This is a genomic window from Chitinophaga jiangningensis, assembly GCF_900142605.1.
Taxonomy (GTDB): domain Bacteria; phylum Bacteroidota; class Bacteroidia; order Chitinophagales; family Chitinophagaceae; genus Chitinophaga; species Chitinophaga jiangningensis.
Window position 1 is genome coordinate 445,046 of record NZ_FRBL01000005.1, and the last position, 15,131, is coordinate 460,176.

Annotated in this window: 9 protein-coding genes; 6 read left to right on the forward strand and 3 right to left on the reverse strand. The window is 47.3% G+C overall.

All coding sequences use genetic code 11. From position 1 onward, the window contains the following. The first annotated feature begins 27 nt into the window (after window positions 1-27). The 6 genes from BUB18_RS14710 to BUB18_RS14735 all read left to right on the forward strand — a co-directional run bounded on the left by BUB18_RS14710 (window position 28) and on the right by BUB18_RS14735 (window position 10,779). Window positions 28-492 carry a copper resistance protein NlpE gene (locus BUB18_RS14710; RefSeq protein WP_073082324.1) on the forward strand — a complete coding sequence of 155 codons (465 nt, stop codon included), beginning with the start codon at window positions 28-30 and terminating at the stop codon, window positions 490-492. 51 nt (window positions 493-543) lie between these two features. Further along, window positions 544-2,148, forward strand: coding sequence for a DUF6377 domain-containing protein (locus BUB18_RS14715; RefSeq protein WP_073082327.1), 1,605 nt, complete (start codon window positions 544-546; stop codon window positions 2,146-2,148). Window positions 2,149-2,540: 392 nt separating this feature from the next. Then, a complete protein-coding gene (locus tag BUB18_RS14720; RefSeq protein WP_073082330.1) occupies window positions 2,541-5,495 on the forward strand; it encodes a SusC/RagA family TonB-linked outer membrane protein in 2,955 nt (984 codons plus the stop codon). Window positions 5,496-5,524: 29 nt separating this feature from the next. After that, window positions 5,525-7,075 (forward strand): RagB/SusD family nutrient uptake outer membrane protein, encoded by a 1,551-nt coding sequence (locus tag BUB18_RS14725; RefSeq protein WP_073082332.1) that lies wholly within the window; start codon window positions 5,525-5,527, stop codon window positions 7,073-7,075. Between the two features lie 105 nt (window positions 7,076-7,180). After that, window positions 7,181-9,652 (forward strand): glycoside hydrolase family 31 protein, encoded by a 2,472-nt coding sequence (locus BUB18_RS14730; RefSeq protein WP_073082335.1) that lies wholly within the window; start codon window positions 7,181-7,183, stop codon window positions 9,650-9,652. Between the two features lie 149 nt (window positions 9,653-9,801). Then, window positions 9,802-10,779: an MBL fold metallo-hydrolase gene (locus BUB18_RS14735; RefSeq protein WP_073082337.1), complete on the forward strand. Its 978-nt coding sequence runs from the start codon at window positions 9,802-9,804 to the stop codon at window positions 10,777-10,779. A 228-nt stretch (window positions 10,780-11,007) separates the two neighbouring features. On the opposite strand, the gene BUB18_RS14740 is transcribed toward BUB18_RS14735, so the two are convergent. From BUB18_RS14740 to BUB18_RS14750, 3 genes are read right to left on the reverse strand one after another with little or no spacing between them, the layout of a single operon-like run. Then, complete coding sequence (locus BUB18_RS14740) at window positions 11,008-12,324, reverse strand: DUF4302 domain-containing protein (RefSeq protein WP_178372144.1); 1,317 nt, start codon at window positions 12,322-12,324, stop codon at window positions 11,008-11,010. 5 nt (window positions 12,325-12,329) lie between these two features. After that, window positions 12,330-13,661, reverse strand: coding sequence for a zinc-binding metallopeptidase (locus BUB18_RS14745; RefSeq protein WP_073082343.1), 1,332 nt, complete (start codon window positions 13,659-13,661; stop codon window positions 12,330-12,332). 13 nt (window positions 13,662-13,674) lie between these two features. Further along, the gene (locus BUB18_RS14750; protein ID WP_073082345.1) at window positions 13,675-15,126 is read right to left on the reverse strand and encodes a RagB/SusD family nutrient uptake outer membrane protein; all 1,452 of its coding nucleotides are present in this window, start codon (window positions 15,124-15,126) and stop codon (window positions 13,675-13,677) included. Between the last annotated feature and the right edge of the window lie 5 nt (window positions 15,127-15,131).

Here is a 15,131-nt window from a genome sequence, read left to right on the forward strand (position 1 = left end):
GCTGTTACTAGTGTAAAACCTCTGATTATGAAATACCTGACACTGGTAACAGCCTTACTATTCCTCCTCACTACTGCCTGCAACCAGGCCCCTAAGCAACAAAGCACTGCTGATTCTACCATCACCGCCGGCGGCACCACGGAAGGCCAGTGGGTTACTTATACCGGCACCCTGCCCTGCGCCGACTGTGGCGGTATTTTAACCAAACTCTCCATCAATGAAACGGAAACCGATGGCAACAGGCGGTTTAAACTTACTGAAACCTACCAGGCCACCAAAAACGGGGACCAGGACTTTAACTCAGAAGGCGCCTACACTATCATTAAGGGCAGCGCCAGCGACCCCAATGCCGAAGTGATTGTACTCAACCCCGATAAAGACAAAAACCTGCAACGCTATTTTCAGAAAGTAAGCGCAGACGAATTGCGCATGCTCGACGGCGAACAAAAAATAATACAGAGCAACCTGAATTATACACTGAAGAAACAATAAAATTTGCATTAAATTGAGCCTCATCATCCAGCAAAATTATTGACCAACTCTATGAGGCGTATTTTCGGTGGTTTGTTCTTCACTTTATTATCTCTGGCTGCCCATGCTAAGGGTAAACCGTATACGGACAGTATTCTGAAAGTCCTGAACCAAACGATTGAACGTGCTGGTGCCTACGATTCCATCAAGATCAAAAAAATTGACAGTATCAGGCGCCAGATGCCGCAGCAGGGCAGCCAGGAGTTGACCTACAATTATTACCAGGAACTGTACGAGGCCTATAAAATCTTCAATTTCGATTCCGCGTTTTCGTATGGCAGCAAAATGCAGCAGCTGGGACAACAGCTGAACGACCCTGTTCGCATCGCCAACGCGAAAGTCAAACTTGGTTTTATTTTGCTCTCGTCCGGGATGTTTATGGAAGCATCCGGTTACATCAATACCATCGACATCAATGGCAAGCCCGACGAGTTGCGGGTGGAATACTTTAAGCTAAAGAGCCGGTTTTATTCCGATATGGCTGCCTATAATCAGGACCGTTTTTTTAGTCCGGAATACATGCGGCAGGCTATTGCAGCTATGGACTCCGCCTTGCAGCTGATGGACTCCACCGGTTTTGAATACCGGTTTCATAAGGCAGAACAGTTGTACAAGCGGGGCGACATACTGGGGGCGTTAGCCACCTTTCCCAACCTGAATGACCCGGGGCTTACCGAGCGGCAGGTAGCAGTGGCGGCCTGTAGCCTGGGCTCCATGTACCAGAAAAACCAGCAGCGGGATACAGCCATCTACCTGATGGCCCGCTCTGCCATTGCGGATATACGTACTTCCACCAAAGAAACCATGGCCGCTTATACCCTGGCTACTTTTCTTTTTGAGTTGGGAGATATAAAAACCGCATCGCGGTATATTGAACGTGCCATGACCGAGGCCGTTTTTTACGGTGCCCGGCAGCGGAAGGTGATGGTAAGTAATATATTACCTATCATCGAGGAGGAACGGATCAATACCGCTGAGCAGCAAAACCGTTCTTTAATTATATATGCGGCCATTGTGACCGTGCTTTTCCTGGCGTTGGTAGCCATGACCATCATCGTATTCCGGCAGATCAGGAAGCTCAAACAGGCACAACAGGCCATCACCCAGGCGCATTTGCGACAGCAGGAGGCCAACAACCAGCTGGAAGAAGCCAATAAGATCAAGGAAGAATATATCGGTTACTTTTTTCACAGCAACGCCAAATACATCGGGAAAATTGAAAAAATCAAGCAGCTGTTGGAGCAGAAACTGGCGGAAAGCAAAAGTGCCACTGATTTCCGGTTTTTGATCAATTCCATCAACGTGCGGCAGGAGCGGGACGAGCTCTTTACCAATTTCGACCGGGTTTTCCTGCGAATCTTCCCTCATTTTGTTGACGAGTTCAACAAACTATTTGACGCCGACAACAAAGTCCAGTTGAAGGAAAATGAGTTGTTAAATACTGATCTACGTATTTTTGCATTGATCCGTATAGGCATTACCGATAATGAGCAAATTGCCCGTATTTTAGAATATTCCGTGAACACGATATACGCCTATAAAACCAAAATCAAGAAGCGGTCTCTGGTGCCTAATGATGAGTTTGAAACACGCATAATGGCTATAAAAGCGCTATAAAACCGGCGGATGGTATCGATATTTTCAAAAATAATATTTGATTTTATATAATTGATTTCCATTAAGTTAACTAAAATAATATAGATTTTGTGGTCAATATTTTCTATATTTTGTCTTTATAAATTGTTAGCCTGAGACATGATGTATTACTTTGATCTTAGGAACAAATTCAACAACCAATAATTGAGGTAAAAACTGAGCTCTATTTATTCACCACGTTAAAAACATTCCATTACAGTTGTGAGCCTGATGATATGAATCCACGTAAAAAAAGAAGGCGACGGCCTTTTATCAGTTTCATCATGTTCAATTATTAAAAACTCTATTTCGTTCACTTTATTAGAAATCCACGTCACAGTACTTGTTTCATTACTGAATCAAAATTCCATTTTATGACCAAATCACGACTCCTTCGTCACCTCTTTATTGCGGTGTTTGCGGTGTTAGTGCAAACCGTAGCGTTTGCCCAAAACAAGAGCTTTACCGGAAAGGTTACGGACGAAAAAGGTTCACCCATTCCAGGTGCTACTGTTGCCATTAAAGGCACTAAATCAGGAACAGCATCAGATCCTGAGGGTAATTTCAAACTGGCCAGCATACCGGCTAATGCCACACTTATCATCTCTTTCGTTGGCTATAAAACACAGGAAGTAAACACTACCGGCAAAACCAGTGCAGCTATCAGCATGCAACCTGAAAGCTCCACCCTTTCCGACGTAGTGGTGGTGGGTTATGGTACCACCCGTAAAAAGGACGTAACCGGTGCTGTGGCTTCCATTAAGGCGGCTGATTTTAACCGCGGTATCACCAGTGCGCCGGATCAGCTGATCCAGGGTAAGGTATCCGGCTTAATGATCCTCAACAACAGTGGTGCGCCTGGCGCTGCTACCACCGTGCGTATAAGGGGTCTTAGCTCCGTACGTAGCGGTAACCAGCCCCTGTACGTAATCGATGGAGTTCCATTGGATGGCCGTGTAGCCCGCCCGGGTGTAAACGCCGCCGGTTTGGGTCAGACCCCCGATGCCAACCCGATGAACTTTATCAACTCCCTGGATATCGCTTCCATGGATGTACTGAAAGATGCCTCTGCCACCGCCATCTACGGTTCACGTGGTTCCAACGGTGTGATCATGATCAACACCAAGAAAGGCTCTGCCGGCGTAGCTCGTATCGACGCTAACTACTCTGCCGGATTCAGCAACATCATGAAAAAGCTGGAAGTATTGAATGCAGACGAATATCGCTCCGCCCTGAAAGATTATAACCTCACTGCGGGTGATTACGGTGGCAGCTCCGATGGTATGGAGTCTATCCTCCGTACCGGCGTATCCCAGAACTTCCATGTGGCCATGAGTGGCGGTAACGAAACCGGCCGCTATCGCGCCTCTTTCGGTTACCAGGATCAGCAGGGTATCATCCGTAAATCCGGACTGAAAAAAATTACCGCTACCCTGAACGGACAAAATACCTTCCTCGCTAAAAACCAGCTGGGTGTGGACTATAACATCATGGCTGCACAAACGGCGGAGTCCCTGGCCCCTATCAGTAACGACGCCGGCTTTACCGGCAGCCTTATCGGTCAGGCCCTGCAATGGAACCCTACCATGCCGCTGCGCAAAGCTGACGGGTCATTTAACCTGCTCGGCGCCGGTAGCTCCATCAACCCGCTGGCTATGTCAGAAGCGTATGATGATAACGCCAACATTACCTACATCCTGGGAAGTGTTTCTCCTTACTTCAAGTTTAACGACAACCTGGAATTACGCGCCATGTACAGCCTGAACCACCAGGTAGGTATCCGTAAAACACAGATTGCCTCGTTTATCAATATCGCCGGCGTACAGGACCTGGGCCAGGCCTACTATGGCAACAGCGAGCTGAATACCCAGCTGTTCAATACCACGCTGACCTACCAGAAGCAACTAACCAAAGCATTTAACTTCAAAGGCTTACTCGGTTATGAATACCAGGAGTTTAACTACGAAGGTGTAAACCTGGGTGCACTAGGCTTCCCTACATATGCAATCGACTACGTGCACCAGTTACAGTCGCCCACACAGGCAAATACCTTCATGAGCTCCTTTAAAAATCCTACCAGCGAACTACAATCCTACTTCGCAAGGGCGGAACTCAACTTCTACGACAAATACCTGTTAAACGCCACCGTAAGGGTAGACGGCTCCAGCAAATTCGGTAGCTCCAATCAATACGGTACCTTCCCTTCATTTGCTGCTAAATGGAATATCAACAATGAAGATTTCATGAAAGGCAGCAAACTGTTTCAAACCCTTGCACTGCGCGTAGGTTATGGTATTACCGGTAACCAGGAGTTCCCGGCAGGTGCCTCCCAGGAACAATACGGCCTTGGCGCGGGTGGCGGTTCCGGTCTCACCAATGTGGCTAACCCTAACCTGAAATGGGAATCCTCCAAACAGTTCAACGGTGGTCTTGACTTCGGTATCCTCGACAACAGAATTACCGGTACGATCGACTACTTCTATAAAAACACTACCAACCTGCTGTTTAGCTTCCCTGCCATTCAGCCGGCACCGGCATCTTCCTACTGGATTAACATGCCAGGTAATGTACTCAACAGAGGTCTGGAATACAGCGTTCGCGGAGAAATTATCCGCAAGAAAGACCTGACCTGGGCATTGGGTATCAACGGTACTTTCCTGCGCAACGAGCTGAAAAACTACGATGGCCCTCCGGTGCTCACGGGTTCCATTAGCGGTCAGGGTGTATCCGGCGCTACCTCACAGCGACTGGCAAACGGTTATGCACTCAACACTTTCTATGTGCGTAAATTCGAAGGCTTCGATGACAAAGGCCAGGCACAATATGCAGATGGTGGTAACACCCTGTATTACCTGACTAATCCGAACCCTAAAACCATGCTGGGTATCAACTCACAGGTGATGTATAAAAACTTCACTTTCGCATTTAGCTCACACGGTGCTTTCGGCTACCAGGTGTATAACAACACAGCCAATACGGTGCTGCCTATTGGTAACCTCGGCAGCAGAAACATCGCAAAAGCCCTGCTGGGTAATGGCGAATCGCTGGCTAACCCTATCACGGTTTCTTCCCGCTACCTGGAAAACGGTAACTTCCTGAAACTGGATAACGTGACGCTGAGCTACACCTTTGGCGATGTGGGCCGCGTGTTTAAAAATGCTACCCTCTCTGTTACCGGACAAAACCTGTTCGTAATCACCAAATACACAGGGTTTGATCCGGAAGTAAATACTGATAAAAGCGTGAATGGCGTTACTTCTTTTGGTATTGAATACTCTCCGTATCCAACTGCCAGAACGGTAATGTTCGGCCTGTCCTTCTCCCTGTAAAAATTCCATTCACCACAAAACTGAAAAACATGATTAAGCATATATTCCGAACCTCGCTGGCAGTGGCAGTTACATTGAACATGGCGTCCTGCAGCCTCAAAGAAGAGTTAGGTTCCACACTGACCCGGCAGGAAGCAGATTCTGTGATCACCGTAGCCTCCCTGCTGAAAAATGCCTACGATGGATTACAGATGCCTTACCAGGACTTTTCCAATACCTGGGGGATGATGGTCCATAGTACGGACGAAGCCGTAGGCCCTACACGCGCCGGCGACTGGGACGATAACGGCGTATGGCGTGCCCTTCATGAACACACCTGGACTGCCGACCACTCCCATATCCAAAGTGCATTTTCGAGCCTGCTGCAATTGCAGTTTGCGGCTACCAACGTACTCAGTTTCCGCCCGAATGACGTGCAGGCATCTGAAGCCCGCTTCCTGCGCGCACTCTCCATGTTTACCACAGTGGACCTCTGGGGTCAGGTACCCTTCCGTACGCCGCAGGATACCCTGCTGAACGCACCAAGAGTACTGAAATCAGCAGAAGCACTGGACTTCATCATCGCAGAACTGAAGGCAATAATTCCAACTTTACCTGACAGGCCAATTGCGCCTGCCTATCAGGCCAATAAGGATGCTGCACGCTTCCTGCTCATGAAATGTTACCTCAACAAAGGCACCTTCCTAAACAGGGAAGCACCCACCTTTGATGCAGCCGATATGCAGGAAGTAATCAAATATGCGGATGAAATCATCGCCAGCCCTGGTTCTTACAAACTAGCTGATAACTACTACGATAACTTTGCACGTGACAACGATGTGAAGTCCACCGAGAATATCTTCACCCAGCGTAACGGCCCTGGCTTCAGTACCGTACGTTCCGGTAACAGCGCATTTGCCCGCTGGAAATTCACGCTGCACTACAACATGAACCCAAGCGGCTGGAACGGCTTTGCTACCCTGTCCGACTTCTACGACAAGTACGAAGCCACTGATACCCGCCGTGGTGGTGCATATGATGGTGTAACCAATATTTCAGGGTTGCGTGTAGGCTTCCTCGTTGGGCAGCAGTACGACCAAACGGGTAAAGCCCTGCAGGACAGGAAAGGCAACCCGCTGGCCTTTACCAGGGAAGTTGCCATTAAAGAAACCGGCAACAACCTGGAAGTAACCGGTATCCGCGTGATCAAATATCCACCTGATTTCCTTACTTCTTCCAGCAGTAAAGACGGTCAGGAAGCCAGCAATGACTATGTATTTTTCCGATATGCAGATGTGCTGCTGATGAAAGCAGAAGCGTTGCTCCGCACAGGTAGTACCGCAGGCCTGGCCATCGTAAATCAAATCAGGTTAAAAAGAGGTGCTACGCCTATTGTGAGCCTCACCCTCGCTAACCTGATAGATGAAAGAGGTCGTGAATTATACTGGGAAGGCTGGCGCAGACAGGATTTGATCCGTTTTGGCAAATACCTGGAGCCATGGCAGCTGAAAGCAACAGATAACAAAAGAAACCTCTTGTTCCCGATTCCAACCAGTGACCTGGCTGTGAACAAAAATCTTACTCAAAATCCGGGATATTAACCTTCTTCCTCTTTCCGGGCAGCCGGGCGCCTTCCGCGCCTGTTGCCCGGAAATTAATCAGGGCAGAAGGCCCTGACTAATTTCCTCCTACTAATCTTATTGCCAATGTATAATGTGAACGTGCTGCAAAAAAGCAGGCATATAGCCGTAGGCATGCTCTTTCTGGCCGGTTTGCAGGCTGCGGCTCAACAGCCTGTACAAACCGCCGGAAACGTAAAAAATGTCGCCATCAGCGGCCAACAGGTAAACATCACGCTGGACAATGCACATGCCGTTGTAACTGTTTATAGCCCGTCGATGGTACGCGTGAGAATGGATAAAGGCCCGCTGCCGGCAGATTTTTCCTATGCAGTGGTGGGGCAGCCGCAGCAGAGCGGCGCCCGCATCTCACAAAATAATAAGGAGATAAATATTACGACTGACTCACTGCAGGTAAAGATCAGTAAAGCGCCTTTCGCCATTTCGTTTTTAACACCAGCCGGAGAAGTGATTAACCAGGATGAGCCCGGCCTCACCACCTCCTGGATCAACAACCAGGTAACCACCTACAAGCACATGCAGGAAGGGGAGCGCTTCATAGGCCTGGGTGAAAAAACAGGTAATCTCGATCGTAAAGGGGAAGCCTATACGAACTGGAACTCAGATGTATTTGCCTACCGGGTTGACAGAGATCCGATTTATGCTACTATCCCTTTTTATATAGGTATCCACCACCGGCTGAACTACGGGATCTTTTTCGACAACAGTTTTCAAAGTGATTTCAACTTCGGCGCCAGCAACAACCGCTTTAGCTCCTTCGGCGCCAGGGGAGGAGAGATGAACTACTTTTTCATCTATCACACCCGCATGGCTGATATAGTGTCTGAATATACTGCGCTTACCGGGCGTATGCCCCTGCCTCCACGCTGGAGCCTCGGCTATCAGCAAAACAGGTATAGCTATTATCCTGATACGGAGGTAATGCGCATTGCACAAACCCTTCGCGAAAAGAAAGTACCGGCCGATGGCATCACCCTCGACATCCACTACATGGATGCTTACAAGCTGTTCACCTGGAACAAGGAACGTTTCCCTGATCCCCAGGGTTTAGCTAAAAAACTCAGAGATCAAGGCCTGCACCTGACCGTAATCGTAGACCCTGGAATTAAGGTTGAAAACGGTTACCACGCCTACGAAAGCGGCAAGCAGGCCGACATCTTTGTCAAATACAGCGATGGTGGCTACTACACCGGCCAGGTATGGCCCGGATGGTGTCACTTTCCGGACTTCACTTCCGTGAAGGGTCGTGACTGGTGGAAGGGCCAGCTGAAATCGTATATCCGTACAGGTGTGGAAGGCATCTGGAATGATATGAACGAAATTGCTACCTGGGGCCAGAAGATGCCGGATAATGTGCTGTTTAACTTCGAGGGTAAGCCCGTTACGCATCTGCAGGCGCATAACGTATATAGCCTGGCAATGGCCAAAGCCAGTTATGAAGGTGCCAGGGAAGAAATGAAGAATCGGCCGTTCTTGCTCACCCGTGCCGCCTATGCAGGCTCACAGCGCTACACCGCCATCTGGACGGGTGATAACCGCTCCGAGGATGATCATATGCTGCTAGGCGTAAGGCTGCTGAATAGCCTGGGCCTGAGTGGCTTTGGCTTTGCCGGCATGGACATCGGCGGATTTTCAGGCAATCCTTCTGTGGCACTATATACGCGATGGATGCAGATAGGTGCATTTATTCCTTACTATAGGAATCATACGCAGGTAAATACCAAGTCGGCCGAGCCATGGGCCTTTGGCGAAGAGGTACTTGAAATTTCCCGTAACTATATCAATCTGCGCTACCGGCTTCTCCCATATATTTATAGTAAGATATATGAGGCAGCCAGTACAGGCGTGCCCGTTATGCGTACCCTTGCGCTGGATAACACCTTCGAACCACGGGTATACGACACACGGTACCAGAACCAGTATCTTTTTGGCGACGCATTTATGATCGCACCTTTCGAGAGCACCGCTTCTTTTGGTAAAGTATTTATGCCTGCAGGCAACTGGTACAGGTTGTATAACGATGAGCCGGTGGCAGGCAACCAGGAAAGCATTATTGAACTTAATAACAAGTCATTGCCTGTATATGTAAAAGGCAGCAGCATATTCCCTATGCAGTCCCTTGTACAAAGTACATCGGAAAAGCCCACTGACACGCTTTCGCTTCATATTTACAAGGGTTCGGACGCGAACACTTTCGTGTATTATGAAGATGATGGAGAAAGCTTCGATTATGAAAAAGGCGGTTTTTACAAGCGTAGTATCACCTATCAGCCTTCAGCCGCAAAGCTGACGCTGGATGTGCCTTCAGGAAGTATGGCCAGCCAGTTCCGTTACATTAAACTGATGCTTCACGGCTTCGATAAGAAGCAGGAGCTGCGGGTAAACGGATCGGCGCAGCCAGTGGAGCAGGTTTCCTTCTCTTTCCTGTCGCCCATTTCCAGATTTGATCCCCAGGGATCATTTGTTCCGGCTGATAGCTGTCCGGTACAGCAGTTGACCATTGCCAATTCCAATCAGCTTATTAACGTGGATTTATAAGTAGGGATACGGCCTCCCTGCTTTCAGGGAGGCCCTTACTTTATTGTGCTGATAATCAGCAATAGTACCTTTTTAGTAAGTAGCTTTCTTTTTAGTAACTACTTGTTGCTGACAGGCGATGCGAATACCTTTGATAAAAATTTCCATCGATGAACAGAAGAGCGTTAATCCGAAATATGCTACTGGCAGGCGTGGGCGCCTCCTTACCACTTAAAAGTTTGCTGGCCTCCGTTGCAACGCCCGTTGCGCGCCCCTTTCATAAGTTTCAGCTGGGAGAGCTTGAATTAATTACAGTTACAGATGGGTTTATCCACATGGATAAGGTACAGCCTAACTTTGCGCCAGGTGTGGCCGCTAAGCAGGTGAATGACTTGCTGCAAAAGAGTTTCCGCCCCACAGATCATGTGGACCTGGGTATGAATATGCTGTTGGTGAAAAAGCAGGATAAAATAATACTGATCGACACCGGCACTGGTAATGCCTTCGGTAAAAATTCCGGTTGGCTGCTGAACTCCCTTGCAGACGCCGGCATACGGGCTACCGACATCTCCACAATAATTATTTCACATGGCCACCCCGATCATATTGGCGGTGTACTGAAAGATGACGGCTCCCTGAATTTCCCCAATGCGGAATACTATATTTCCCGCATTGAACACAACTTCTGGATGGCCGACACACAGGACTTCAGTAAATCAGCCTTTGAAGATAAGGCGCTGCTGAAAGTGTTTACCAAAGCTACCCAGCGTGTGCTGACTACTATCAAACCTAAGCTGCATTTGTTTGAAGACGGGCAGGTACTGCACGATTGCATCAGGCTGGAAATTACGCCGGGGCATACGCCTGGCCACACGATCACGCATATTTATTCCGGAGGAAAATCCATGGTGCATGTGGCTGACCTGATACATTCTGATGTGCTGTTATTTCCGCATCCTGAGTGGGGTTTTAATGGAGATACAGATTTACAGTTAGCAGCGGCTACCCGTAAAAAAGTATTGGCAAAGTTAACGGCATCGGCTACACCGATATTTGCCTATCACTTGCCATGGCCGGGAATCGGGCATGCGCGGAAGAAGGATGAGGCGTTTGAATGGGTAGCAGAAACTTATGCTTATCCTGAATAAAAAAAGCGCTCAGGAAAACCTGAGCGCTTTTTACTTTTTATTGGTAATGCCTGAAGAAAAACCAGAGTACTGCCATGCCTCCCATACTGTAGAGGGAGAGTAGCCGGGCCCGGTCCTTATCCCAGTCACGCTTTTTGTATATATGAGCGGGTATTAACCTTACTATTAAAGCGATGAAAATAGTGATCCCCCAAACCCATAATATTATCTGTTGTATCATAATCGTTGTTAGTTACCTGCTACCCCATAGAAATACTGTGTATCGTCATTGGCTTTCGCAAGTCCGCCAAGCGTAAGGGAAGAACCTGGGATAGTATTAATTACCCAACGGATTTTCCAGCTACTACTTTCGAAGTAAGTTTTCAGTGGCTGGATAAGTGTAGCTCTGGTGGTAGCATTTCCATCCTGGGAATTAAATACCAGTTTGAAAGAGCCATCAGGATTTTTGGTAACCGTAAAAATCAGGTTGGCCGCAAAAGCTGCTGTAGTCACGTAGTTAACCCTCAGTGTGTAGGTATTATCTCCGTTGATAATAATCTTCACTGTGTTCAGCGTACCATTGGCACCCTTGAACAGGTTGGCGCTGGATGTAAATGCCGCGTCGAAGTCTGTACCCAGGGTCCCCTTTAGTGTAGCCGGTGTGTAATCGATAGAGGTATAATCTTTACCCACGCCGAACACTGGTGCCAATGGCACTGCGGGAATTACACCACCCGCGGCATAAAGGGTGGTTTCTCCGCTTTTTATGGCATAGGTTAGTTTAGCCTCATCCCATATCAACTCTTTCACAACAAACCCATTGTATACCACTGCTGAGTCGAGAATTATACCCCTATAGGTGTAAGCATAGCCTCTTGTTTTGCTGAATACATTGGTCTCATCCAGCATATAACCAATACGGATACGACGTGTTGCAGGATTCAGGGCCAGATCCATTAGCTTACCATCTTTGAAGGTAACAGTAGGGTAGCGCACCGCCAATGCATAAGAGAACATATTAACCATACTTCCAGCCATTTTACCAGCAAGGATTTCCTTCTGTTCTGCACTGGTAAGTCTAACCATGGTCATCACATTTTGACGGTCGACTCCCTTCAGAAAAAAGGTATCACCCACCATCTTATCCATGGCAAACTGGAAGTCGGATTGTAATCCTGCACCTGCGGTACCACCGCTTACTCCTGGAGCCGGGTCATTGGGCAGATGGATGTAGTTGTACGTATCAAAAATCAATGTGGGCCATTGCAGAGCTTTCAATCGATAAGTGGATGATTTAAGTTCGGTAGCTGTAACCGCATCAAAATCACTCAACATTTCTACTGAATTATCCTTGCCGAATTTGAAGTAGTAGCTAAACCCTTTCCCTCCTTTTGGATAGATGGTAGCTTTCCAGCCGAACTCAGCACTGGTAAGTAATTGCTCATTTTCTGCTAACCTGGCCATTAATCTGGTATCCGGATCATCCATAAAGGGATCATCCGTTTTGTTGCAGCCAGAAAGAGCCATTCCTGAAAGGACTATATATAGCGCTAGTTTTTTAATCATGTTCATTACAGGTTTAAGATTCCGAATGTAAATGAAGTGGCATCATCAGCTTTTTGCACACCACCGAATTCCACTGCAGCGTCGCTGCCGTAGAAATATTTCATTGCAAAATTACCAGTGAAGTAATCGGTCAGTGGTTTTGCTGCGGCGGCGAGGCTGGTGCCATTGGCATCAGCACTTGCATAGGCGAATGCGTAGGTTTCAGCGGTGGCATTTGCAGCCACATTGTAGGTATACGTAGCAGTGTACAGCGTACCCAGGTTTGCTCCGGCGGTAGCGCGGAAATTAACCTTCAGTTGCATTGTAGTAGCTGTTGCAAACACGATGTTCATGCTTTCCAATGCATATACAGCTGTGGAGCTATATTTCTGAAAACTGGCTTTGGCAGTTTCCCACGCAGTATTGAATTTATCCGATTGGCCGCCTACTTGTGCCGGGGTGATGGTAATTGACGAAAACGCCTTACCAAAACCAATCTGAGAAAATACCGGTGCTTTGGAGTAGCTGTTCAGGTCTTTCTGAACTTTGGTTTGCAGCGTGGTAAAATCTATCCCCCAGGTTTGTTTAAAGTATCCAATAACTATAGACTCTTTTTTACGAATCACCGTGAGGTTAGTACCTGCGGTACGAAGAAGTGTTTCATAACCGCCACGTCCCTGTGTAAGCATAATGGATACCATTTCCGCAAAGTCCTCATTGGGAGCTGCTCGTGAATACTGGGATACATATCCTAAAGACAGTGCCTCCGTTAAGGTTTGGTTGTTCCAGTCGGAGGTGTAACTACCACCTGTCAACAATGGATATTCCTTAGGGATTTCCACAGTTTGATGAAGGATGTGTGTAAACTCGTGATGGATGGTTTTCAGCACCTGCTGCGCATTAGCACGATTTGACTTCACAAAGTTATTTACATTATACAAGGTTACCCTGAATCCGCCTTCGGCTTCCCCGAGTTTTACAGTACCACCAGTATTGTATTCCACACTACCTACCAACATATATTGTTTGGGAGAATAGCGTTTAATAAATTCAGCACCCTTTACGGAAACGTAAGGTTCAATCCATGAGGAATTTACCATCTCCATTAAGGGTCTCACCCTGCTACTGTCGGGAGGTACGAGGGTTTTTGTAGGATCCAGTTCTGAACCATCCCACCTGTATTTAACTTCCAGGTTATAAGGTTGTGTAAAGGTGGAGTACAGCCAGTTATCCAATGCTGTTTTAGCCCAGGTATCGCCACCAAGACCTACCAATGGTTTGTCCAGGTTGTCCTCCTTTTTACAGGAAGCCATGAAAATGGCTGCGAGCACTAATATATGTAAGCAATATTTTTTCATACGATCAATAAGATTAACGAGGATTAAGAGGTACTCCGGATAAGGTTACTTCCTCCGGCAATTGCAATAATTTTCTCTTGTCGTCCGCTGCGAGTTCATATACTTCACCTTTGCTGGTGGTATGTGTTACCGGCATTTGCAGGCGGAGAATATCCAGCCATCTCATACCTTCATTCACAAACTCTGCACGTCTGATGTCGAGGATGGCCATACGATAGGCTTCTTTCTTATCAGTAGTTCGTGTTTCATAATATTTGGTAATCTTCGTCTCCGTGTACCCGTGGGTAGTAGCGTTGTAGTTGTTAATGCGCGTTTTGGCCATGGTGTTCAAATCATCCAGAGCTTCACTATATCTGTCGCTCATGAGCAAGGCCTCTGCTCTGTTTAACAGTACCTCTTCGGTAGTTAACAGGGGCACCATAGTGTAATACACACCAGTGGTAGCGTTCAGGCTGGAGCGTTTGAAATAGGCCAGGTATTTCATTACAAAATAAAAGGTGGAACTATTGCTATAGGTTTTAAGTGCACTCCATGAAATACCTAAAGGCGCAATGATCTGATTCAGCCTTGGTTGCGTCATTGCATACTGGTAGCGATAATAATTTATACCAAGAGAGGAAACCGTTTCACCCAACAACAGGTTACCCGGGTTAGTAGCGTTGGTATAAAACGCCTGCAGGTCGTTCGTAGTCACGGTAGCTCCCTGGTAATTAAGCCATGGTCTTACGTTTGCTGCAAAATCGTTAGCAGGGAAAGCCTGGTTGGCTTCATCGATAACCTTTTGCCATTCTCTTTTCCACAAGTAAAACCGGGAAGCGAATGCATGTGCAGCTCTCCTGGTAAAGTGATAAGCTGGAATTACATATTTATCGTTGATCAAAGGCATACCTTCTTTGATATCCTTTTCAATCATCTCATACACATAGGCTACTGTTTTACGATCATACTGTTTTATCACTACGCTCTCCGGAACGGTAACATAGGGAATACCCGGATCTGTAGCTGCCGTTGCAGGATCATATGCCTTAGCATAAAGGGTTACCAGCATAAAATGTGCGTATGCTCTTGCCAGCAATGCTTCACCTTTCGACCCTTCATATTCTTTAGGATTGGCGGCACTGTTACATACTTCCAATGCCTGATTGGCAGCGGCAATTGCCGAATAGCAGGCATTCCAGTAGTAGGTGGCTCCGTCCTGGCTGGTAGAAGTAACATCTTTCCAGAAATAGGAATCTGAGTTCACCGGATTTTGAATACCAGTGGCACTTACATCCATCTGGTTATCAGATCTTGCTTCTGCCATAACAAAGTAGTTCGCACTGGGATAGGCAGAGGTAAGTAATTCAGCCACCTTTTCCGGCGTATTTAGCTCCGCCCTTTGATCAGGAGCATGCTCCAGGTATTTGCTACAGCTGGTACCAGCTACCAAGGCAAGCATTGCGATATATAAATAATTTCTTTTCATAGTTT